The sequence below is a fragment of the Salinivibrio sharmensis genome, assembly GCF_001995985.1.
Taxonomy (GTDB): Bacteria; Pseudomonadota; Gammaproteobacteria; order Enterobacterales; family Vibrionaceae; genus Salinivibrio; species Salinivibrio sharmensis.
In genome coordinates, this window is record NZ_MUFC01000008.1 from 78,613 (window position 1) to 99,334 (window position 20,722).

The window sequence follows — 20,722 nt, forward strand, 5'->3', positions numbered from 1 at the left end:
AAGCTGTAGAAGGTGCTTCATAAAAACGTCACAGACGGAAGCACCCATTGCAAATGACAGGCAGCATTGAACAAGATGGAATAAAGAGGGCGACCCTATGAAAAGACAGAAGCGAGATCGTTTGGAACGCGCACAGTCAAAGGGCTTTCAAGCAGGAATAAACGGTCGATCGTCTGAACTATGTCCTTACCAACAAACGGATGCGAGAAGTAGCTGGCTTGGCGGATGGCGCGAAGGCAGAACCAGTAAGTCGGAAATGATGAAGTAGTCTCTCTTAAATGTTTACGGCCTTATCCTCTTGATAAGGCCTTTTTAATAGCCATTTAACGCACTATAACTTTATAGGTATAGAAGTAATAAAACAAAAGTACCTTTACGTGGACAGAGCCAAGATATGATTAAAGTCACTCGTCTAACAAATCGGAGGCGTTAGGGCTTGGTGAAAAGGGAAAGGGAAAGGGAAAGGGAAAGGGAAAGTCGGCAGTTTATCACCGACTTTCAGGCATATGCATTTGCTAGAATGCGGAAGTGTCTTGAAACAGACCGACTTTCAGATCTTTCGCTACGTAGATTTCTTTGTCATCAACGTAGACACGGCCATCGCCGACACCCATAACGAGTTTGCGATTGATAACACGCTTCATGTGAATTTCATAACGAACGCGTTTAGCGGTAGGAAGCACTTGCCCGGTAAATTTCACTTCACCGACACCTAAGGCACGGCCTTTGCCTTCGCCGCCAACCCAACCGAGGAAAAAGCCGACTAGCTGCCACATAGCGTCTAAGCCAAGGCAACCAGGCATTACTGGATCACCTGGGAAGTGGCAGTCGAAAAACCATAAATCTGGGTTGATATCCAACTCAGCGACAATCACGCCTTTATCAAAGTCACCACCTTGATCGGTAATGTTGGTGATACGGTCCATCATCAGCATGTTTGGTGCCGGAAGCTGTGGGCGTCCCGGGCCAAAGAGCTCGCCTTGGCTGGATGCGAGTAAATCGTCGCGATTATAGGAATTTTGGCGTTTCATTATATCTAAACTGCTCCTTATTCAATTGCGAGCAGGTTAGCGTACACGTGTACGCCAAACAACTCGGATCAGTACTGGCCAAACCAGTTTTTTAAGCGTTTAAACAAACTGTTGCAACTTTGTTTTTCATCAGTATGAAAATGATTTATTCGATTAGATATTTTTCTTAGCAATGTCTCTTCATGGTCGCCTGAGAATGGGAGACCTGTCACAAGCGGAAAGGCCTGTTCGACATCATCCACCGCCCAAATATGAAATTGACCGGCTTTGATCGCATCTACCACATCGTTACGCAAACATAAGGATGACAAGTTCGTTTTAGGCAATACGACACCTTGCTGACCCGTTAAGCCACGGTGGGCACAAACTTGGTAATAGCCTTCGATTTTTTCATTGATCCCGCCTACCGCTTGTACACGACCAAACTGGTCAACTGCACCAGTGATGGCTATGGCTTGATTAATCGGTTGTTGAGATAACGCGCTTACAAAGGCACACAACTCCGCCAAGGATGCACTGTCACCATCGACTTCACTATACGATTGTTCAAATACGATGGAGGCGGAATAGGGTAAAGGGTCATCGAGGTTTAGCGCCACGCTCACAAAGGCTTGCATAATCATCATGCCTTTGGCGTGAATATTGCCCGCAAGCTCGGCTTTGCGCTCAACATCAGCAATATCGCCATCACCGGAGTGAACGACGCAAGAAATTCTCGCTGGTTCACCGTAACTCATCGGATGGCCGGGCACTTCGATCACGGTAAGACCATTAATTTGGCCGATATGCTCACCACGAGTATCAATAAAAACTTGTCCTTTGTGGATGTCTTCAATCGCACGCTCAGGGAGGTAGGCAGCACGTTGGTACCGCTGAGAGATAGCGGCATCAATCGCCGCTTTGTCGAGCGCATCCGATGCCGTTATGACAGATTCAGCCAGTAGCTGCTGATACCAAACCGGACACAAGGGCATCCGCAGTTGATCTTCGCTTTCACGCGCTCCTGCTTGCAATAAACGCACTAAGCCTGACTCTGTCATGGGTAAGTGCGTTTGAGCGGAGACCAAGCCTTTTAGCCAAGCAAAGTAGGGCACAATGGTGGCCGCGTCGAGCGCAATGTCTTGCTCATATTCGGCATAAGCTGACAGGCCGTCGTAGAGATCAGGCTCATTGGTTTCAAAGTCGGCCAGCCATTGTCTATCACCGACTAACACCAGACGTACGTTCAGTGCCTCATCGGGCAAATCAGTTACTTGATCGGCGCGGGCGGTTTGCCATGCGAGTTTGCCTGATGATAAAAACTGTTTGAGGCGCACCCAAACGCGCGGCTGCTGCAGTACATCCGCTACTTTTAAAATCAATACGCCATCGTGAGCTTGATGCAGTAAGCCGCTTTTCTTTTGTGACGCTGTCACATTTTTATTCGCATCATAAGCAAAGCCAAACAGTGTTGACTCGGTAACCGCGTCACCGATCACAACCGGCACTTCTGGGTATTGTGCAACTAATTCTGCTTGATAGGCATTGAGATATTGAGGCAAGTCAGCTGACATCACAGTAAGACACGAGGTTGGACACGAAGGTGACATTAACCAAGTCAGTGCTTTTTTTAATCGCGATTGCAGTGATAGCAGCGAGGCCGCCTCTAAATGCGCAAATTGTGCAATGTCGAGAGAAAACTGAGAATAATGTGGTTTGGCATCACGCCAATCAACTTCATGCATGTCTATGATTACTGACTAAGATTAGAATGGACAGAGTATAAAGGATAACACACTGTGGTAATAGGATAGTGCAGCCATTGGATCGTCTACCGGTGCGTGCGTTACCTTTCAGGTGTGTGATAATTGAACAGGCAGCGCGTTAGTGTTACGCTGTCACTACTTGGCGTGACTGAAGCTTGGCATATGAAATATCAACAACTCGAGAACCTTGAAGCAGGCTGGAAATGGACCTACCTGGTGAAAAAGTGGAAAGATGGTGACGCTGTCACAAAATACATTGACAGCGATGAGGCAAAAACAGCCGTTGACGCCTTGTTAGCGTTGGAGCATGAGCCAACGCGTGTGCATCAATGGATTGAAAAACACATGTCACCTTCATTGGAGAAAAAGCTAAAACAAGCGATTCGTGCCAAGCGCAAGCGTCACTTTAACGCCGAGCAAGAGCAAACGCGGAAAAAATCTATCGATTTGGATTATCGTGTGTGGGAAAAACTCTCGCAGAAAGCACACGAGCTTGATGCGACTTTATCTGACACTATTGAGTATTTGTTATCTGAAGCCAATCGCTCAGAGAGTGCCAACAAGCAAGTAGACACCTTAAAGCAAGATCTGAGTAACTTGCTAGGAATGTGAAACCCGTTAACCGATAAGCGAGCATTGCAGTATGGGCTACTTTTTACTGATTTCTTTTGCCATTTTCCTCGCATTCATGTTGATTGACCGGCCACTGATTGTAATTGCGTTTAAAGATGGTCAGTTAGTGCGTCACAAAGGAAAAGTGCCGAAAGGTTTCTTACATGACTGCCAAGACATTGCGAAACGTCATCCGTTCACGGGCACAGTGAAAGTGTATAGCAACCGCTTTAAACCCGCGAAGGTGGTAATGTCGCGCAGCATCGATAACCGCATTCAGCAACGGATCAAAAACGTATTTCCACATCAATCATTCAAATAGCACCTAGGTTACAGACAGCAATGGACAAGGAGCGATATGACAAGTGATAAACGCCATATCGTTCCTCTATTAATACATACCCATAAGTGCGCATTATATAGATTATGTTAAATTTCGTTTCGGCGTAGATGATGGCCGCGTTTGTTTACTCGTCTAGCACTACTCGCTTGCTACCATTAAACGTAATTAGCTATTTACCATAAAATAGCTAATTACTACTTCCTTTAATCTTGATTATTCCAAATGGATTGGCCTAAGTCGATTCAATTCAGCGGTAATTAGCGGAAAGATCAAGTGGCTGATATGCATGTAACACCGCTTTCAGGCTCGCTGCTCTAATGGGTTTCGTCACAAAGTCATCCATGCCTGCGCGGACACACCGTTGTTTATCTTCGTCCATCGCGTTAGCCGTTAACGCAACAATTGGACGTTTAAACCCTGAAGCACGCAATGCTTTGGTGGCGGCAATACCATCCATAACAGGCATCGACATGTCCATCAGCACCAAATCAAATTCAGTGTGTTTAACCTGTGCCAGTGCCTCTTCACCATTGGATGCTAATACGACGGTATGACCTTGTTTTTCCAGCATTAACCTCACCACCATTTGATTAGCGCGGCTGTCTTCGGCGACTAATATCGACATAGCCTGCACGGCGTCGGGCGGGACATTAAGTTGTGCGTGGTGTTTTTGTGCATCTTGAGGTGTTTCGACAATCGGCAAACGAACGCAGAAGTCAGTTCCTTGGTAAGGCTCACTTTCCACATGAATACTGCCTCCCATCATCTCTACCAGCTTTTTGCAAATAGATAGTCCAAGGCCTGTACCGCCAAAGCGGCGAGTAATGCTGCCATCCGCTTGAGTAAAAGGCTCAAAGATTCGACCAATCTGCTTTTCGTCGATGCCGATTCCTGAATCTTTCACCCACAACTCGAGTACATCACCATGGGCACCAAGTGACACTGTCACCCCGCCGCGTTCCGTGAATTTTAAGGCATTGGCCACCAAGTTAAGCAGTATCTGCGTAAAGCGGTTCTCATCCATAAACAAGGTGTTGGGCACAGAAGAAGAGACACTGACAGAGAGGTTAATACGCTTTTTATCGGCGCGCTCTATCAATTGTTGATAGACATTCGATACGCTATCGCTGGGCTTCATCAATGAGGGAGATAGCGAAAACCGGTTGGACTCAATTTTAGATAAATCGAGAACATCGCTGATCAGTATTAGCAATAGCTGTGCAGATTTATCCATTTGCCCTACCCACTGCCTTTGTTCTTGCGTTAATGAAGAGTGTTGCAATGCATCGATCAATCCCAAAACAGCATTGAGCGGCGTGCGGATTTCGTGGCTCATGACCGCAAGGAACTGCGATTTGGCATTATTGGCTAACTCTGCTTGCTGACGAGCCTGTTGCAATTCGACAACACGACGTTTGGTCGCAGTGATATCTTTAGCCGTCCCTCGATAGCCTGCGAGCTCACCGCGCTTATTGTAGCAAGGACGGCCTGAGAGGCTGACCCAATAGTCATGGTGACGAGACTCTATATGCCATTCAATATCGCTAAAGGCTTCTGCTGTGTATATGTACTCTTCTAATTTCGCTTTTAATTCGGTGTCTGATTTGAGCTTTGCCAGCAGGGCTTCAGCGTCGATGTCGGTATCAGTATTAGGTGACGACAGGTAAGTCAGTTGAAATTGGTTGTCGAGCTCCCAAAACCAGTCACTCGCTGTTTGGGCAAAGTCTTGAAAGCGCTGTCGGCTAGCATTAAGTTCCTGGGTGCGACTCCCCACTAATGCATGTAGGCGGTGGCGGTAGTCGATGTCCATAATGGTACGTTCAATCAAGGGGCGAAATCGGTCGATGACTTGCTGGGCTTCGTTATTAAATGCATCGCGGCGGTGTGACAGCAAAATAAGCATGACTTCGCTGTCATTTACTGTTAATCCGCTAATCAGCGCAGTACCTTGTAAATAACTGGCGTATTGATGCGTTAAGCAATGCATCTCTTTCACCATGCCAGGTTTATAGATAGCAACCGTTTCACCACTTACACAGCGGCGGAACACATCGCCTGTTTGCCAAGTGACTGTTTCCAGTAAGCGTTCAGTCGATACGAGACAGCGAAACGCATCTTCTGTCTCTCGATTACGGCTCAGTGCCACGGCGCTATCAAAGCTGACATACCGGCGGATCACATCAAGTAAGGAAGCAAAAATATCGGTTTTTGACGTCGCTTCTGTCATGGCTGAGATTGCCGACAAAATCGCGTCATTTTCTTCCCTTAAACGCTTTTCTCTTGCTTCAACACGACTAAGTTCAAATAAGGTTTCTTGTAAAGATTCAGAATCTGAACGTTCAGAGGTCGATACGCGTTTCGACGTCATGATTAATCCTTATGAAATAACACAGCCGAGATCATTAAATTACCATGGGACAATTCCCCACCTTTAAACAAGCCTTGTTCACCAAAGGTAAACGGGCAAACAAACGGCGCAGCGTACAAGGCCGTGTTGATATTGTCGGCGACTTGGTCAAGGCGATCTTTGACGTGAAGCATACACCCCGCACAATAAATCGCCAGCCCACCGAGAGGTTGAGGCGTTCGCAGCGCATGATCGTTTGCCGAGTCCACCACTCGACTTGCACGGGCAATCAACCCTTCACTGGTGCCAGTCATAAAGTGCGCGGTTTGCCCTACGGCTATTTGCGAGAAAAGTTCCATGTGCCCGTCTTGGTTAACAAACATGGGGTGTGACAAGGTGTAATAAGGTAAGCCGTGTATCTTGCCCGTTTGTGTCCCGAGCGGATACAAGGTTGATCGTGCGAACAGCGAGTCTCCTAAATCTAGCGTTTGCCCGGTTTCTTCTTCGTACCAGCCTTTATAAACCGCCGATGCGGGTTTATGATCCAAGCTAACTAAGGTGCGACCACATACCTCTGTCACGATGGCCTTCTTCGTTGTGGCCGCATAACCAGAGTGGAATGAGTAACTCACCCGTGCTGTTGGATAAAAAACACTGATTGCGATGCCAGATTGCGCGGTTTGCTTATTATCGAAAATGGCCCACCGTCCGCCGACGGTGTCGGCCGCCGCTGAGCCACCGATCACCGGGACCGATACGCCTAACTCTTCTCGAATGGCGGCTAAGGTCGTTTCCTCATCACCCGGAGTACTGTGTAAAGCGATGAGTTTTGGGAGCTCGCCACAACGGCCGCTCTCTTCTATTGCTTGATTAAGCGCAATGCGCGCTGAGTCGCGTATAGGGCGATGGACTTGGTGTGGCACGAGCGCGGTACCATAGCTGCCCTTTTCATCACTGCAAGCCCAGACTGCAGCTGTCGGCCCTTTGATATAACCGGCTTGCGTCATGACACCGCAGCAGGTCGTACACCCTATCAATGGCACGCCAGGGAAAAGCGCAACCATTGCTCGCTGAAGTGCATCAACATCGTATTGTTCCGTACAGTAGAGCATTAAAAGCTTAGGTGCCTTTAGACGGCCCAATAAAGTGCGCGCCAGTGTTTGCGCGGCGTCTACTGCGTCTGGATTTTGTGTGCATGCCGTGGCTATTTTCATCTTAATGTTCGTTATTGTGCTCGCGATTTATCACGATTTTAATGATACCTGTATCAGGCAATCAAATCATTGCGCTAGTCGGCTGAAATGGTGGTTAAAATCACGTATCCTATCTCCCCATTTATATCGCTAGAGTGCTCAACATGGATTGTCGACCCATTGCGTTATTCGGTGGAGCCTGCACCTTGGGTGCCACTATCGCCTACCAATTGGCCGCGAAAGGCTATACGCCAATTATTATTGATCATAATCAAAAGGCAGCGCTCGACATCGTCGCTCATGATCCCAGAGTCAGGTTTAAAGAAGCACCAGTGTTCACGCCCGGTACCCTTCACGTCACGCTTGATCAGTGCACTATGCAACTCTCCCCTTTTATCGGTGCTGTCATCGTGTCTGAGCTGGGCCATGCCTATATACAATTACTGGGGGTTGATGGGCTGGATTCATTTTGTCAGATGGGTGCTCGTTGTGTCGTTATTGATACAAACAGCCATCTGGCCAGCGCGCCCGTAAATGACAAGTTAGCTACAAATCGCCTGCAACGGATTAACAGTATAAGTTTCTGGTCGGATCACAATATTAACACTGATGTGGAAACATTACCGTCACGTAAAAAGAGCGAAGTTTTATCTCCCTTGGTATGCTTTCTTTTAGACGATGAGTCAAATAGCATTAACAATCAAGAGTTTATAATTAAGCTATAACAAGAAAAAAGACGGAAATACTTATAAATAAGCATTTCCTTTTGTAATTGTTACCAGAGAGAAAAAATAAGCTTTAAACCGCAGTTTCTTAGTCGCTTTTAGGGTAATTAAATTTAAATTGATATTGATCAAAGACAAGGTTAAACCTTATCGGATTGCGGGGTAAATCTTGTGTTTTCCACTGCCAAGTTAGCGTGATCTTTTCCCCATTTCGGTCTTGCTGATCGCTGATTGCGACCTGCTTTTTCCCTTCTCCCCCCCAATAAGCCGAGTGTGGTTTTTGGTCTGAAGTAGCTGAAAATATTACATAATCCTGTTCTTTGCTCCAAGCGAACTCTATGGGCTGCTGAGATTGTGACGTGCCACAAAATCCACGTTCCCCTTCACAGTCTATAATGGTTAATCYAGGTGTATAGACCAGCGTCCTCCAGAAGAAAGCAACCACCAAAAGTGTAAGCATAACGATGATTTGCGCGAGTCGTCCTCGAGTGAGTTTTTCTGCTGCCATGAGTCGCTTTCTCCGTGTTACAGAGGTCAAAGTTTTATAAGAAAGGTAGGTAAGCCGCACTAAGTGTGTGGGTTAGACCCTGTTTTTTAACCAATATCTACAGTATGATTCTGGTCGAAAATGCCATTTTTACAAAGAAATAGCAACGGAGTGTGCAAAGTGGTTAAAAACCATACGCAACGGGGCGTTTTCTTAAAAATGGTATGTTAACAGGCGAAGCGGAGGCTTCGTCCGTATCAAACGTGAGTGTAGTTAACTAAAAGTGGAAGCATGCAATATGAGCCAAGTTAAGCAGCTTGAACAAGACTACAACTACCGCGTTGTCCGCTTATTTACCCTAACTACGATTTTGTGGGGTATTGTGGGCATGGCTGTAGGTGTACTTATTGCCGCTCAATTAGTGTGGCCTGCACTGAACTTTGATATTCCGTATTTGACGTATAGCCGTCTGCGTCCACTGCATACCAACGCAGTGATTTTCGCATTCGGTACCAGTGCGTTGTTTGCAACCTCTTATTATGTTGCGCAGCGAACTTGTCAAACGCGGTTGTTCGGAGGGAAGTTAGCAGAGTTCACCTTTTGGGGTTGGCAAGCCATTATTCTGTCCGCAGCCATTTCGCTGCCAATGGGATATACCACCTCTAAAGAGTACGCAGAACTAGAGTGGCCAATTGATATCGCCATCGCGGTAGTTTGGGTCGCTTACGCTATCGTGTTCTTTGGCACGCTTATCAAGCGTAAAACGTCACACATCTACGTGGCCAACTGGTTCTTCGGTGCCTTTATTCTGACCATCGCGGTGTTACACATCGTTAACAGCATGGCAATCCCTGTTTCACCGATGAAGTCGTACTCCATATACGCGGGTGCAGTCGATGCCATGGTGCAATGGTGGTATGGGCACAATGCGGTTGGTTTCCTTCTAACTGCAGGCTTTTTGGGTATGATGTACTACTTCGTACCGAAACAAGCTGGTCGTCCTGTCTATTCATACCGGCTGTCAATTGTCCACTTCTGGGCATTGATTTCTTTGTATATTTGGGCAGGCCCCCACCATCTTCACTATACGGCGTTGCCTGATTGGACGCAGTCTCTGGGCATGGTGATGTCGCTGATCTTGTTTGCACCTTCTTGGGGCGGGATGATCAACGGTATTATGACCCTATCTGGCGCATGGCATAAGCTACGCTACGACCCAATCTTGCGCTTCCTCATCGTGTCCTTGTCATTCTACGGCATGTCTACGTTTGAAGGCCCAATGATGTCGATCAAGACAGTGAACGCCTTGTCTCACTACACCGACTGGACAATCGGACACGTCCACTCTGGTGCACTCGGCTGGGTTGCAATGGTATCGATCGGCTCTATTTACCACTTGATTCCAAAACTGTTTGGCCAAGAGCGCATGTACTCGGTTTCATTAGTAAACGTGCATTTCTGGCTTGCAACTATCGGCACAGTGCTTTACATCGTTGCGATGTGGATTTCGGGTGTCATGCAAGGTCTGATGTGGCGTGCGGTTAACACCGACGGTACGCTGACATACAGTTTTGTGGAGTCATTGGAAGCCTCCTACCCGTTCTACTTTGTCCGCTTTATCGGCGGTGCGATTTTCCTATCAGGTATGTTCTTGATGGCCTACAACGCATACAAAACGATCCGTGCGCCTGAAGCCAGCTTGAAATCGCTTGAGCCTGCGGTGTAAGGAGGACGATTACCATGAGTTCAAATCGCCACGAAATAGTAGAAAAAAACACAGGTTTGCTAGCGATTTTGATTATCGTTGCAATCAGCTTTGGTGCATTGGTGGAAATCACGCCACTGATTTATCAAAAGCAAACCACTGAACCGGTGGATAACCTTCGCCCGTATACAGCGTTAGAAATGGAAGGACGTGACATCTACATCCGTGAAGGGTGCAACGTGTGTCACAGTCAAATGGTTCGCCCATTTCGAGCTGAAACCGAGCGTTATGGTCACTATGCCGTCGCAGGAGAAAGTGTGTGGGAGCACCCCTTCTTGTGGGGCTCAAAGCGTACTGGTCCTGATCTTGCCCGAGTTGGGGACCGTTACTCTGACGAGTGGCACCGTGTTCACTTAATTAATCCACGTGACGTAGTACCTGAATCGAACATGCCTGGTTTCCCATGGCTAGCAGAGAACAAGCTAGATGGAGAAACAACAGCTGCCAAGCTGAAAGTATTCCGAGACCAATTTGGTGTCCCATACACCGATGAAGACATCGAGAATGCAAAAGCCGCGGTTGAAGGTAAAACGGAGATAGAAGCGCTGATTGCTTATCTTCAGTCACTAGGTCACGCAATGAAGTAATAAGGAGGGCCTATGGATATCGGCACCTTTCATAGTATCTGGACAGTTGTCCTATTTGTGAGCTTCATTGGGATCGTTGTTTGGGCTTATAGCAAACGTCGCAAAAAGCACTTTGATGAAGCGGCTAACCTGATTTTCGACGATGAGGAGAACAATCAGGATAAGTCCAATAACAAGACAGGAGATAATCGCTAATGAGTACGTTTTGGAGTATCTTCGTAACAGTCATCGTACTCGGCACGATTGCTGGCTGTGCTGCTCTTATCATTTGGACTACCAAAGATAAAATGGGCGTCGCAGAAGGCGATGACATGGGTCACGAATACGACGGCATTCGTGAACTCAACAACCCACTTCCTAAGTGGTGGTCGTACATGTTTTGGGCGACCTTAGTATTCGGCTTGGGTTACCTTATCCTCTATCCGGGGCTAGGTAACTTCGCTGGCGTGCTAGGCTGGAAAAGTTCGTACCAAGACGTGAGCAGTGTCGAGGAGTCGCGTGAGTTAATGGCAAAAGCACAAGAAGCACAGCACATTAACCAATATGCGATGGAGCTCGAGGCGGCTGACAAAGTTTTTGGTGAAGCATTCCGCAAACTCGCCTACCAAGAAGATGGCAAATCATTGCGTCCGATTACACAAATCGCTCGCAACGAGGAAGCCTTAAAGGTAGGTCAGCGTTTGTTTAGCCAAAACTGCGCGGCCTGCCATGGCTCTGACGCTCGCGGCCAAGCTGGCTTTCCAAATCTGACGGACGACGCTTGGTTGTATGGTGGCGAACCTGAGACCATCAAAGCGACCCTTCTCCATGGCCGAAAAGGCAACATGCCGGCTTGGTTAGATACCATGGGTGAAGAAGGCGTAAAAGAAGTGGCAGCCTATGCACTTAGCTTGTCAGGTCGTAAAGTTGATCCACAAATGGCGGCCAAGGGGAAATCCCGATTCGTCGTATGTGCCGCATGTCACGGTACGGACGGTAAAGGTAACCCTGCCTTTGGTGCACCGGATTTAACGGATAACATCTGGCTATATGGTGGGTCTCGCCGCGCGGTTGAACAAACCATCCGTGGCGGCCGGCAAGGTGTGATGCCTGCCTGGGAAGCTCACCTAGGTGAAGAAAAAATTCAGATACTCTCTGCCTATGTATGGCGTTTGAGTAATCCTGAAGTAGAATAAGCACTTAGACGTAAAATATAGCCCCTGCTTGCAGGGGCTTCTTAAATGTAAATGCTCAAACCGAGGAGCTTCTGATGGTAACACCCTGGTACAAGCAGTTTTGGCCTTGGTTCCTGATTGCCCTTCCCGCTTCTGTTGTCGTCGCGAGTTTATTGACCGTGACTGTCTTTTCTATGAACTCTGTGTCTTTGGTCGCAGAGGATTACTATAAAAAAGGCAAAGCGATTAATGTCGACTTATCCAAGCTAAAAGTCGCTGCCCAGCTAGGGGTCTCAGCGCAACTATCGTCAAGCGACCAGGCAATTGCTATCGCCCTTAACAAAGGCGATCTCGAGTCATTTCCTGCGCTGAATGTACACCTTCAGCACCGTACTCTTGAGCGCAAAGACGTGAATGTGATGGTAAACCCTAACCAAGCGGGTATTTATCATATTGATCTTGCTGAGCCGATCTCTGGTCCTTGGTTTATCGAAATCACCTCCTTCGATAAACAATGGAAAGTGCACGGTCGTATCAATTTTCCTGTTTCGAATACCCTGACGTTAAGCGGTAAGCAGTAACCATGACCACACCCTGTTATCACTGTGGTGATCCTGTATTGACAGGAGACACCTACCAAGTAGTGATCTTTGATAAACCCCGCCTTATGTGTTGCCCTGGCTGCCAAGCTGTGGCAACCACTATCGTAGACAGTGGTTTGAGTTCTTATTATCAATATCGCACAGAGAACGCCGATAAGGCCGACTTAGTCCCCGAAGAGCTCAAATCACTGACCCTATATGACAACCAAGATGTACAGCAGGAATTCGTCCGCGATGTGGCGGACCAAAAAGAAGTGACCCTGTCACTAGATGGTGTCTCTTGTGCAGCGTGTGCGTGGCTGATTGAAAAGCAACTGCAGCGTACCACGGGTGTCACAAATATTCAGGTCAACACGACCACGAACCGCGCACAGGTGCGTTGGGATGACGCGCAAGCGTCACTGAGCACAATATTAACGCGCATCCATCAACTGGGATACAAAGCGGCGCCTTTTGAGGCTGACAGGCAAGAGCAACAATATCATCGTAATATGAAGCAATACTTGTATCGACTAGGTATTGCTGGCCTGGCAACCATGCAAGTGATGATGTTAGCGGTTGCGATGTATTTTGAAGTGTTTGGCGATATGGATGAAACCTTTCGTAATTACTTCCGTTGGATAAGCTTGATTTTCGCAACACCTGTCTTGCTTTATTCCGCACTGCCCTTTTATACCAATGCGTGGCGCAACCTTAAAGCCCGTACATTGGGCATGGACGTGCCCGTTTCTATTGCTTTGTTATTCGCCTACTTTTCTAGCTTATACGCCACGGTTACCGGAAAAGGGGAAGTGTTTTTCGAATCGGTGGCGATGTTTACCTTCTTCTTGTTGCTCGGGCGTTTTCTGGAAATGCGCGCACGTCGTACCGCTGCCGCCGCCAGCGCTAACTTGTTAAAACTGGTTCCCAAAATGGCGCGCCGCCTTAACGGTGAAGCCGTGCCGGCCAATAGCCTGACAAAAGGTGAGCAGATCCGCGTATTGCCTGGAGAACCCTTCCCTGCTGATGGACAAATCTTATCGGGAACCACTTCTGTTGACGAGGCGATGCTGACTGGTGAGTCATTGCCACAAACCAAGCAACAAGGCGATGTCGTCTATGCGGGAACGATGAATGTGGAGGGTAACGTTGATATTTCAGTTACCAACAATCACAAAGAGTCTCTTGTTGCCCATATCGTGCGCTTGCAAGATGAAGCCCAAATGGCAAAACCTAAAGTGGCAGTGCTTGCTGACCACATTGCCCGTTACTTTGTCGCGGCAATCTTAATTATTTCCGCATCAACTTGGCTCTATTGGCATTTTGTGCAGCCTGACGATGCGTTTTGGATCATGCTGTCAGTGCTCGTTGCCACCTGCCCTTGCGCACTGTCGCTTGCCACCCCGACAGCGCTGACATGCTCTACGTCGACGTTTGGACAGTTGGGTATCATGTTACGACGGGGCCACGTTTTGGAAACCTTGACCAAGGTGAATCGGTTGGTGGTTGATAAAACCGGCACATTGACAGAAGGCGAAGTTAAAATAGATGCCGCTCACGTGCTTGCAGCCAATTACAGTGAGCAAAACGTGCTGAATATTGCGGCTAGCTTGGAGAGTTTCGCCAATCATCCTATCGCCAATGCTTTTCAAGCGAAAGCCACAACGCTACTGACAGTCACAGAGGCGGATAACCATATTGGACAGGGTGTGTGTGGCAAGATTAATGGCCAAGATTGGCGTATTGGCAAGGCTGCGTTTGCCCTATCCTCGTCTAAAACGCAGTATGATTCATATCCGGTCGTGCTCAGTTGCGAAGGCCAAGCGGTGGCTGTTTTTACACTCACTGATCCAATTCGCCCCAGCAGCGCACGCTTGATTACCGCTTTTCAGCAAGCCGGGATTGAAACGACCATGCTAACCGGTGATCAGTCTCGCAACGTTGATCAAGTAGCGAATGAACTCGGGATTAATTCTGTGATTTCAGGGGTATCCCCGCAAGGAAAACTGGCTTACCTTCAAGGCCTTGACGATGATACCGTGACCTTGATGGTCGGTGATGGTGTCAATGATGCGCCGGTTTTAGCGGGAGCTCATTTGTCGGTTGCCATGGGCGGAGGCACTGACATCGCCAAGTCATCTGCCGATATGGTGCTGTTAAGTGACGATTTAGAGAAACTACTAACGGCAAGACGTCTAGCCCAACAAACTCGCCGCATTATCCGTGAGAACTTAACTTGGGCCCTTGGCTACAACATCACTATCCTACCCTTAGCGGTCATGGGCTATGTTGCGCCTTATATTGCGGTGGTAGGCATGTCGGCAAGCTCGATCATCGTGGTATCTAACTCGCTGCGCCTGCTCAACAAAAAAGAGGAATAGCGTTATGGCTAGTTTGTATATTTTGATACCCATTGCCATCATGCTGGTTTGTGTGGCGGCCGTCGTGTTTATCTGGGCGGTCAAATCCGATCAATTCGAGGATCTAGAACGACAAGGCTCTTCGATCCTTTTTGATGAAGAAGAACCGGAGAAAGACGCCAGATCACAATCAAGCCAATCAACCGAACCTCACGCGTCGACACAAGATGACAAACATTGATTTTATTGGTGCCCTTGTTATTGGCTTGTTGGGGGCGGGCCACTGCCTAGGGATGTGTGGCGGGGTCGCAGCGGCTATGTCGCTTGGCATTCCGCCACAAAAAGCCAAGTGGCCGTATCTTGTCTTGTATAACTTGGGGCGTATCAGCTCGTATACCCTTGCCGGCGCGATGATCGGTGGTACCGTGGCTTCATTGCTTGCTTTGTCTGATTTAACACAGCATCTTGCGGTATTGCGGCTGTTTGCAGCCATCATGATGTTGCTATTGGCAGCCTATATGGCTCAAGTATGGAATGGCCTTAGCTATATTGAACGGCTAGGTAGCAAACTCTGGCGATTTATTTCTCCGCTAACGTCCAAGCTAATGCCACTGCGTTCGCCATTATATGCCTATCCTTTTGGCCTTGTGTGGGGCTGGCTCCCCTGTGGGCTCGTTTACTCAGCGCTGAGTTGGGCCGCCGTTGCTGGCAGCGCATCCGGGGGTGGCCTTGTGATGCTTGGGTTTGGATTAGGGACTTTACCGGCGATGTTAACCGTTGGTGCCCTTGCCGAGCGGATAAAGCCAATTCTTAACAACCACGCACTGCGTTTGATATGTGCCACAATGTTGGCGCTTTATGGTTTTTATACGGCTTATTCCGCCCTCAAACTCCTGATATAAGGTCGACCTAGCACACAATCATGGTGTAATATGTATATTGACATTTATCAATTTTAGGCAGGTGTATGGTGTCGAATAAGATCATCACTCGGCGGGTTCAGTCAGGCGGCTGCGCAATTCATTGTCAAGATTGCAGTATTAGCCAGCTGTGTATTCCCTTTACGTTAAATGAGCAAGAGTTGGATCAACTGGATAGCATCATTGAGCGAAAAAAACCTATTCAGAAAGGCCAAGAACTGTTCAAAGCCGGTGATAGTCTACGTGCGCTGTATGCGATTCGTTCAGGTACGGTTAAGACCTACACAATCACAGAACAAGGTGATGAGCAGATAACTGCATTCCATCTCGCCGGCGATTTAGTAGGCTTTGACGCTATTAACGATAGTGAGCACCCCAGCTTTGCTCAAGCGTTGGAAACGTCAATGATTTGTGAGATCCCCTACGACACACTTGATGACCTCTCTGGGAAAATGCCCAAGCTTCGCCAACAAATCATGCGACTAATGAGCAATGAGATAAAAGGTGATCAGGATATGATTTTGCTGTTATCGAAGAAAACAGCTGAAGAACGTCTGGCCGCTTTCCTTTATAGCCTCTCGAAGCGCTTTGCTCAGCGTGGATTCTCTCCGCGAGAGTTCCGCCTTACCATGACACGAGGTGATATTGGTAACTACCTGGGTCTCACCGTTGAAACTATCAGTCGCTTATTAGGCCGCTTCCAAAAGTCAGAAATATTGGCCGTCAAAGGTAAATACATCACGGTTCTAGACTTAGAAGAGCTTGCACGTCTTGCTGATGAAGAGTGCTTTGTTTAGCGAACAAAAGTAAATAAGTTGTTAATTAATGGCGCTTTATGCGCCATTTCTCTTTTTTGCTCTGTGGTGAGCAATTTCTTTCGCGTGAACGGGCTAAGTAGGTTAAAGTGAAATTAACCGATGCATCTGTGCAAAGGAGGCAGATATGTCTAGGTACACGAACCTGCTCGTCGTCATTGATCCTTCCCAAGAACAACAACCTGCGCTTTCACGTGCGGTCACGCTTAGCCAGCGAAGTGATGCAAAGGTTAAGCTCACCCTCTTTCTTGCCATTTATGACTTTTCGTACGAAATGACATCTATGCTCTCATCGGATGAGCGGCAAGCAATGCGCCAAGGTGTGATGCACCAGCGTGAAGAATGGATGAATGAGGTTATTCAAACCCACCAAGCCCAAGAATGTGAAATCGAAAAAGTCGTGGTATGGCATAACCGCCCTTACGAAGCGATTGTTGAACGCGTGCTGAGCCACGACCACGATTTGGTGGTTAAAGCGACACACCAGCACGACACGCTAGGCTCTGTCATCTTTACCCCCACTGATTGGCACTTGTTACGCAAATGCCCAAGTTCAGTGTTATTAGTTAAAGATCATGGTTGGCCAGATAAAGGCAAGATAGTTGCCTCTGTTCATGTAGCATCTGAAACCGAAACTCACGCTGAGCTCAATGACAAATTGGTTGATGAAGGCAATATCATGAGTGCGATGTTAGGGGCTGAGTTGCACCTGGCTAATGCCTACCCAGCTACGCCGGTGAATATTACTATCGAGCTGCCTGACTTTGATCCAACATCGTATACTGATGCGGTACGAGGTCATCATCTCACCGCAATGAAAGCCTTGCGTCAGCGCCATCATATCGAAGAAACACGCACGCATGTCCAAGAAGGGTTGCCGGAAGATGTTATCCCTAATATTGCCCGAGATCTGGATGCAGAGCTTGTTATTCTCGGTACCACAGGACGAACTGGCTTATCCGCGGTGTTCATCGGGAATACTGCAGAGCACATGATTGATCAACTCGACTGTGACTTACTTGCCATCAAACCTGATGGTTACATTAGTCCACTCGATCCTCGCGCTAACGATTAACCTTTCTCATTCCTTCATACAGCAGGCAGTGGCATTCACTGCCTGCTGTTGACTGGCATTTGTGGTCAAAATCCGTATCATACCCGCCATTCATGCACACTGGCAGTGTAATGCGTTTACCTTGCCTGACAACGCGATAGTACTTATGAGCACCGAAGAGCTGAGCAAAGCACAAAAATACGGATTTAATAAACTGCAAAAGCGCATTCGTCGCAACACCGGACAAGCGATTGCCGACTTTAATATGATCGAAGATGGCGATCGCATCATGGTTTGCTTATCAGGCGGCAAAGATAGCTATACCTTGCTTGATATGTTGCAAAGCCTGCAAAAGAGCGCGCCAGTTTCATTCAAACTCATTGCGGTCAACTTAGATCAAAAGCAACCTGGGTTTCCTGAGCACATTTTGCCAGAGTATTTAGAGGGCTTGGGCGTCGAGTACAAAATTGTTGAAGAAGACACTTACTCTATCGTCAAAGAGAAAGTGCCTGAGGGCAAGACAACCTGTTCACTATGCTCGCGACTTCGCCGCGGTATCTTATATCGCACAGCGAAAGAGCTAGGTGCTACCAAAATTGCATTGGGCCATCACCGAGATGACATACTAGAGACCTTGTTCTTGAACATGTTCTATGGCGGCAAGATGAAAGGCATGCCACCGAAGCTCGTCTCTGATAACGGCGAACATGTGGTGATCCGTCCACTGGCCTATTGCCGAGAAAAAGACATTGAGCGTTATTCAGAGCAAAAAGCTTTCCCGATCATTCCGTGTAACCTTTGTGGCTCACAGCCCAACCTACAACGCCAAGTGATCAAAGATATGCTCCGAGATTGGGACAAGCGTTATCCAGGCCGCATTGAGACCATGTTCCGAGCAATGCAAAATATCGTCCCCTCGCATATGGCCGATACCGAGCTGTTTGATTTTAAGTCCGTCGCAGCGGGTATGGCGTTTGAGGGGGATGGTGATACCGCATTCGATAAGGAAAACTTTAACGATCCGGCGCCCGTTTCAGAGAGCCCTGTCGAGGTTGACCCCAACTTATCACTCGATGTGGTCAATGTCGGCACATAGTGTTTGAAGCATGACAGAATTGTAGTTGGCCCTAAATGGCCTGCTAATAAAAACGCCCACTTTAAACAGTGGGCGTTTTTTATCGTTTCAGCTTTCTACATCGTGCGCATTATGTCTTTGAAGCTCTGTGTAGACTTGAAATCTTTCCCCGTTTATCCGTTTTTCGGCAACCAAGGCGACACCTTGATGGGAGCGTCTGGCAGCGTTAAGGTGGCGCTATCGCCAAGATGATTGACATCTATAATGGCTTGGTGAGCATCGATTGGGTATTTTTTTCCCTCACTGCTAGTCACCGCTCCCGTCACCGAGGGCGCAAAATGCAAGACGACTCCCTGTGTCTTTGGCATAAACCAAGAAGCAAACATCCCGCCTAAGTTTTCCATCATCGTATCCATCTGAGGCAACCAGCCCTGAATCTGCTGGCTGGTTAATTTCTTTCCTACTGGCTGATCAACCAATACCTGGAACGAGATATCGCAGTTACGATCGGCGGGGGTTTCAACAAAGACATCCGGGTTTACTTTGCGGAGCTGGTTATCGAGAGGAAGCGGCAGCGCTTGAGAGGCTGGAATATCAAAGGCTTCATAATGCTCTTCCTTGCTCATCCATGCGCGAGAAATCGGGCAAACCTCTCCCGACTCGGCCGAGACCATAAAGTACGCCACACCAATATCCGGGTGCCCTTCTTCAACGTTATGTTTAAGCTGAGTAAATAGCTTACTATAGCTAAAACGGTATGTATCGGCACTGGCCGGGACACTCACCATTCCCAGCAAAACCAGTACACTGGCTAGTTTTTTCATCAGAACTCCAGTTGCAGGCTCAAAGCGAATCAAGCGTCAAAGGTGTCTTGGTCAGATGATGACGGATTAGTCGTACTATTACTATTTGGCGCCCTTTCTCCATTCTCATCATGTGACACTGTCACCTCCACACCAACGCCAAACATTTCTCGGTAAATCACACCTTTAACATTAAAGAGAAAGGGTAACGCCCAAACCAAGGCAAAGCCAGCGGTGGCAAAAGAAATGAGAAATAGCACGCCGACAACCGCATAAATGGTTGCCATTTGGAACAATTTCTTGTTCACAGCTCGGAAGGATACGGTGAGCGCTTTAACCGGCGTGAGACGCTTTTCACAAATCAATAACGGCGACATGGAAAACGCCATCGCAACGTAAAGGCTCAGTAATGGAAAAATCATGCTCGCCACACTTTGCAATGTCGCCGACAGGCAGATCACGACCGTTACGGGTAAAGCAAACACCAGCCCTTTTAGTAGATGGCGTGGTTTAGAACGAAATCCTATAGCGTGACTCAAGCCCATTAAGCTCGCCCCGGCATATAATGGCGCAATCAGAACCTCGGAAGTAAAGTTTGCCAACCACACGGATGAAATCATATCGGTGGTGAGCTCTCGTTGGCCAACAAGTGCATCAAATAAATGCGATGGTGAACCCAACAACAACGTCAGCATCAGCATTAAGATACCTATTTGAGTCGCGAACAGGCACAAGGTAGCGGGCAAAAACGACCAAAAGTGCTTGAAGGTCTGAGAGAAGGCTTCTTTGATTATCTCAAAAGGATCGAGCCGGTAGCGGCCGTTTAGCGCCGTTTCGACCGACCCACCGATATGTAAAGCATTATTGTATTCTTGTTGACTCATAATCGTTATCTATCATGACTAATGCACCCAGTATATCTGACTGTAACCCATAGCCAAAAATCATTCTGACAAATAAGGAAAAATAAACAGATCGGCTTTGCGTTGACCATGGTCTGGTTTAGGCTGGACACCTTATCGCACAACAGACACCAAAGTGCCAAAACGAGCGAAAAACTGCTTTAACTTGGACTGACACGCGTCTATTATGCGCCGTCTGTTTTATGGGTACGAATGTACAAGA

At 47.7% G+C, this 20,722-nt stretch carries 22 protein-coding genes; 15 read left to right on the plus strand and 7 right to left on the minus strand.

Annotated features, from left to right (window positions below; translation table 11 throughout):
• Window positions 1-97 precede the first annotated feature (97 nt).
• Complete coding sequence (gene rmf / locus BZG74_RS09400) at window positions 98-268, plus strand: ribosome modulation factor (RefSeq protein WP_077458712.1); 171 nt, start codon at window positions 98-100, stop codon at window positions 266-268.
• Between the two features lie 247 nt (window positions 269-515).
• Here rmf and fabA read toward each other — a convergent pair whose 3' ends face one another.
• Both fabA and BZG74_RS09410 read right to left on the minus strand, forming a co-directional pair.
• Window positions 516-1,031 carry a bifunctional 3-hydroxydecanoyl-ACP dehydratase/trans-2-decenoyl-ACP isomerase gene (gene fabA / locus BZG74_RS09405; RefSeq protein WP_046073221.1) on the minus strand — a complete coding sequence of 172 codons (516 nt, stop codon included), beginning with the start codon at window positions 1,029-1,031 and terminating at the stop codon, window positions 516-518.
• A 68-nt stretch (window positions 1,032-1,099) separates the two neighbouring features.
• On the minus strand, window positions 1,100-2,755 hold the full coding sequence (locus BZG74_RS09410; protein WP_077772361.1) for an AAA family ATPase: 1,656 nt from the start codon (window positions 2,753-2,755) through the stop codon (window positions 1,100-1,102).
• Between the two features lie 183 nt (window positions 2,756-2,938).
• On the opposite strand from BZG74_RS09410, the gene matP reads away from it, so the two are divergent.
• On the plus strand, window positions 2,939-3,388 hold the full coding sequence (matP, locus tag BZG74_RS09415; protein ID WP_077772362.1) for a macrodomain Ter protein MatP: 450 nt from the start codon (window positions 2,939-2,941) through the stop codon (window positions 3,386-3,388).
• A gap of 31 nt (window positions 3,389-3,419) precedes the next feature.
• Window positions 3,420-3,710 (plus strand): DUF3634 family protein, encoded by a 291-nt coding sequence (locus BZG74_RS09420; protein ID WP_046073224.1) that lies wholly within the window; start codon window positions 3,420-3,422, stop codon window positions 3,708-3,710.
• A gap of 268 nt (window positions 3,711-3,978) precedes the next feature.
• On the opposite strand, the gene BZG74_RS09425 is transcribed toward BZG74_RS09420, so the two are convergent.
• Both BZG74_RS09425 and BZG74_RS09430 read right to left on the minus strand, forming a co-directional pair.
• Window positions 3,979-6,099: an ATP-binding protein gene (locus BZG74_RS09425; protein WP_077772363.1), complete on the minus strand. Its 2,121-nt coding sequence runs from the start codon at window positions 6,097-6,099 to the stop codon at window positions 3,979-3,981.
• Window positions 6,100-6,101: 2 nt separating this feature from the next.
• Window positions 6,102-7,292 carry an FIST signal transduction protein gene (locus tag BZG74_RS09430; RefSeq protein WP_077772364.1) on the minus strand — a complete coding sequence of 397 codons (1,191 nt, stop codon included), beginning with the start codon at window positions 7,290-7,292 and terminating at the stop codon, window positions 6,102-6,104.
• A gap of 143 nt (window positions 7,293-7,435) precedes the next feature.
• Here BZG74_RS09430 and BZG74_RS09435 point away from each other — a divergent pair, with 143 nt between their 5' ends.
• Window positions 7,436-7,996: a hypothetical protein gene (locus BZG74_RS09435; RefSeq protein WP_077772365.1), complete on the plus strand. Its 561-nt coding sequence runs from the start codon at window positions 7,436-7,438 to the stop codon at window positions 7,994-7,996.
• A gap of 88 nt (window positions 7,997-8,084) precedes the next feature.
• On the opposite strand, the gene BZG74_RS09440 is transcribed toward BZG74_RS09435, so the two are convergent.
• Window positions 8,085-8,504, minus strand: a complete 420-nt coding sequence (locus BZG74_RS09440) for a hypothetical protein (RefSeq protein WP_077772366.1) — start codon at window positions 8,502-8,504, stop codon at window positions 8,085-8,087.
• A 277-nt stretch (window positions 8,505-8,781) separates the two neighbouring features.
• On the opposite strand from BZG74_RS09440, the gene ccoN reads away from it, so the two are divergent.
• The 11 genes from ccoN (at window position 8,782) to ttcA (ending at window position 18,815) form a co-directional block, all read left to right on the plus strand.
• Entirely contained in the window at window positions 8,782-10,209 is a 1,428-nt protein-coding gene (gene ccoN, locus BZG74_RS09445; RefSeq protein ID WP_046073229.1) for a cytochrome-c oxidase, cbb3-type subunit I, read from the plus strand.
• 14 nt (window positions 10,210-10,223) lie between these two features.
• Window positions 10,224-10,835: a cytochrome-c oxidase, cbb3-type subunit II gene (ccoO, locus tag BZG74_RS09450; protein ID WP_046073230.1), complete on the plus strand. Its 612-nt coding sequence runs from the start codon at window positions 10,224-10,226 to the stop codon at window positions 10,833-10,835.
• A 12-nt stretch (window positions 10,836-10,847) separates the two neighbouring features.
• Complete coding sequence (locus BZG74_RS09455; protein ID WP_046073231.1) at window positions 10,848-11,030, plus strand: CcoQ/FixQ family Cbb3-type cytochrome c oxidase assembly chaperone; 183 nt, start codon at window positions 10,848-10,850, stop codon at window positions 11,028-11,030.
• On the plus strand, window positions 11,030-12,010 hold the full coding sequence (ccoP, locus tag BZG74_RS09460) for a cytochrome-c oxidase, cbb3-type subunit III (protein WP_046073232.1): 981 nt from the start codon (window positions 11,030-11,032) through the stop codon (window positions 12,008-12,010). The genes BZG74_RS09455 and ccoP overlap by 1 nt, the downstream gene beginning before the upstream one ends.
• A gap of 74 nt (window positions 12,011-12,084) precedes the next feature.
• On the plus strand, window positions 12,085-12,570 hold the full coding sequence (locus BZG74_RS09465) for a FixH family protein (protein ID WP_077772367.1): 486 nt from the start codon (window positions 12,085-12,087) through the stop codon (window positions 12,568-12,570).
• Between the two features lie 2 nt (window positions 12,571-12,572).
• Window positions 12,573-14,951 (plus strand): heavy metal translocating P-type ATPase, encoded by a 2,379-nt coding sequence (locus tag BZG74_RS09470; RefSeq protein ID WP_077772368.1) that lies wholly within the window; start codon window positions 12,573-12,575, stop codon window positions 14,949-14,951.
• Between the two features lie 4 nt (window positions 14,952-14,955).
• On the plus strand, window positions 14,956-15,171 hold the full coding sequence (ccoS, locus tag BZG74_RS09475; RefSeq protein ID WP_077772369.1) for a cbb3-type cytochrome oxidase assembly protein CcoS: 216 nt from the start codon (window positions 14,956-14,958) through the stop codon (window positions 15,169-15,171).
• Entirely contained in the window at window positions 15,158-15,832 is a 675-nt protein-coding gene (locus BZG74_RS09480) for a sulfite exporter TauE/SafE family protein (RefSeq protein WP_046073236.1), read from the plus strand. The genes ccoS and BZG74_RS09480 overlap by 14 nt, the downstream gene beginning before the upstream one ends.
• A gap of 65 nt (window positions 15,833-15,897) precedes the next feature.
• On the plus strand, window positions 15,898-16,647 hold the full coding sequence (locus tag BZG74_RS09485; protein ID WP_077772370.1) for an FNR family transcription factor: 750 nt from the start codon (window positions 15,898-15,900) through the stop codon (window positions 16,645-16,647).
• A 145-nt stretch (window positions 16,648-16,792) separates the two neighbouring features.
• The gene (gene uspE / locus BZG74_RS09490) at window positions 16,793-17,740 is read left to right on the plus strand and encodes a universal stress protein UspE (RefSeq protein ID WP_077772371.1); all 948 of its coding nucleotides are present in this window, start codon (window positions 16,793-16,795) and stop codon (window positions 17,738-17,740) included.
• Window positions 17,741-17,885: 145 nt separating this feature from the next.
• Entirely contained in the window at window positions 17,886-18,815 is a 930-nt protein-coding gene (gene ttcA / locus BZG74_RS09495; protein WP_077772372.1) for a tRNA 2-thiocytidine(32) synthetase TtcA, read from the plus strand.
• Window positions 18,816-18,967: 152 nt separating this feature from the next.
• Here ttcA and BZG74_RS09500 read toward each other — a convergent pair whose 3' ends face one another.
• Both BZG74_RS09500 and BZG74_RS09505 read right to left on the minus strand, forming a co-directional pair.
• Window positions 18,968-19,618, minus strand: a complete 651-nt coding sequence (locus BZG74_RS09500) for a DUF2987 domain-containing protein (RefSeq protein WP_077772373.1) — start codon at window positions 19,616-19,618, stop codon at window positions 18,968-18,970.
• A gap of 29 nt (window positions 19,619-19,647) precedes the next feature.
• Entirely contained in the window at window positions 19,648-20,481 is an 834-nt protein-coding gene (locus tag BZG74_RS09505) for a DUF2189 domain-containing protein (RefSeq protein ID WP_077772374.1), read from the minus strand.
• Between the last annotated feature and the right edge of the window lie 241 nt (window positions 20,482-20,722).

What these genes read in the sequence shown, in the direction of transcription:
- ccoP (WP_046073232.1), top strand. Translation starts at nt 11,030, where the DNA reads ATGAGTACGTTTTGGAGTATCTTCGTAACAGTCATCGTACTCGGCACG.
- BZG74_RS09410 (WP_077772361.1), bottom strand. Translation starts at nt 2,755, where the DNA reads ATGCATGAAGTTGATTGGCGTGATGCCAAACCACATTATTCTCAGTTT.
- BZG74_RS09420 (WP_046073224.1), top strand. Translation starts at nt 3,420, where the DNA reads ATGGGCTACTTTTTACTGATTTCTTTTGCCATTTTCCTCGCATTCATG.
- BZG74_RS09430 (WP_077772364.1), bottom strand. Translation starts at nt 7,292, where the DNA reads ATGAAAATAGCCACGGCATGCACACAAAATCCAGACGCAGTAGACGCC.
- BZG74_RS09485 (WP_077772370.1), top strand. Translation starts at nt 15,898, where the DNA reads ATGGTGTCGAATAAGATCATCACTCGGCGGGTTCAGTCAGGCGGCTGC.
- ccoN (WP_046073229.1), top strand. Translation starts at nt 8,782, where the DNA reads ATGAGCCAAGTTAAGCAGCTTGAACAAGACTACAACTACCGCGTTGTC.
- BZG74_RS09455 (WP_046073231.1), top strand. Translation starts at nt 10,848, where the DNA reads ATGGATATCGGCACCTTTCATAGTATCTGGACAGTTGTCCTATTTGTG.
- BZG74_RS09500 (WP_077772373.1), bottom strand. Translation starts at nt 19,618, where the DNA reads ATGAAAAAACTAGCCAGTGTACTGGTTTTGCTGGGAATGGTGAGTGTC.
- rmf (WP_077458712.1), top strand. Translation starts at nt 98, where the DNA reads ATGAAAAGACAGAAGCGAGATCGTTTGGAACGCGCACAGTCAAAGGGC.
- BZG74_RS09470 (WP_077772368.1), top strand. Translation starts at nt 12,573, where the DNA reads ATGACCACACCCTGTTATCACTGTGGTGATCCTGTATTGACAGGAGAC.
- BZG74_RS09505 (WP_077772374.1), bottom strand. Translation starts at nt 20,481, where the DNA reads ATGAGTCAACAAGAATACAATAATGCTTTACATATCGGTGGGTCGGTC.
- BZG74_RS09480 (WP_046073236.1), top strand. Translation starts at nt 15,158, where the DNA reads ATGACAAACATTGATTTTATTGGTGCCCTTGTTATTGGCTTGTTGGGG.
- BZG74_RS09465 (WP_077772367.1), top strand. Translation starts at nt 12,085, where the DNA reads ATGGTAACACCCTGGTACAAGCAGTTTTGGCCTTGGTTCCTGATTGCC.
- ccoO (WP_046073230.1), top strand. Translation starts at nt 10,224, where the DNA reads ATGAGTTCAAATCGCCACGAAATAGTAGAAAAAAACACAGGTTTGCTA.
- matP (WP_077772362.1), top strand. Translation starts at nt 2,939, where the DNA reads ATGAAATATCAACAACTCGAGAACCTTGAAGCAGGCTGGAAATGGACC.
- uspE (WP_077772371.1), top strand. Translation starts at nt 16,793, where the DNA reads ATGTCTAGGTACACGAACCTGCTCGTCGTCATTGATCCTTCCCAAGAA.
- fabA (WP_046073221.1), bottom strand. Translation starts at nt 1,031, where the DNA reads ATGAAACGCCAAAATTCCTATAATCGCGACGATTTACTCGCATCCAGC.
- BZG74_RS09425 (WP_077772363.1), bottom strand. Translation starts at nt 6,099, where the DNA reads ATGACGTCGAAACGCGTATCGACCTCTGAACGTTCAGATTCTGAATCT.
- ttcA (WP_077772372.1), top strand. Translation starts at nt 17,886, where the DNA reads ATGAGCACCGAAGAGCTGAGCAAAGCACAAAAATACGGATTTAATAAA.
- BZG74_RS09435 (WP_077772365.1), top strand. Translation starts at nt 7,436, where the DNA reads ATGGATTGTCGACCCATTGCGTTATTCGGTGGAGCCTGCACCTTGGGT.
- ccoS (WP_077772369.1), top strand. Translation starts at nt 14,956, where the DNA reads ATGGCTAGTTTGTATATTTTGATACCCATTGCCATCATGCTGGTTTGT.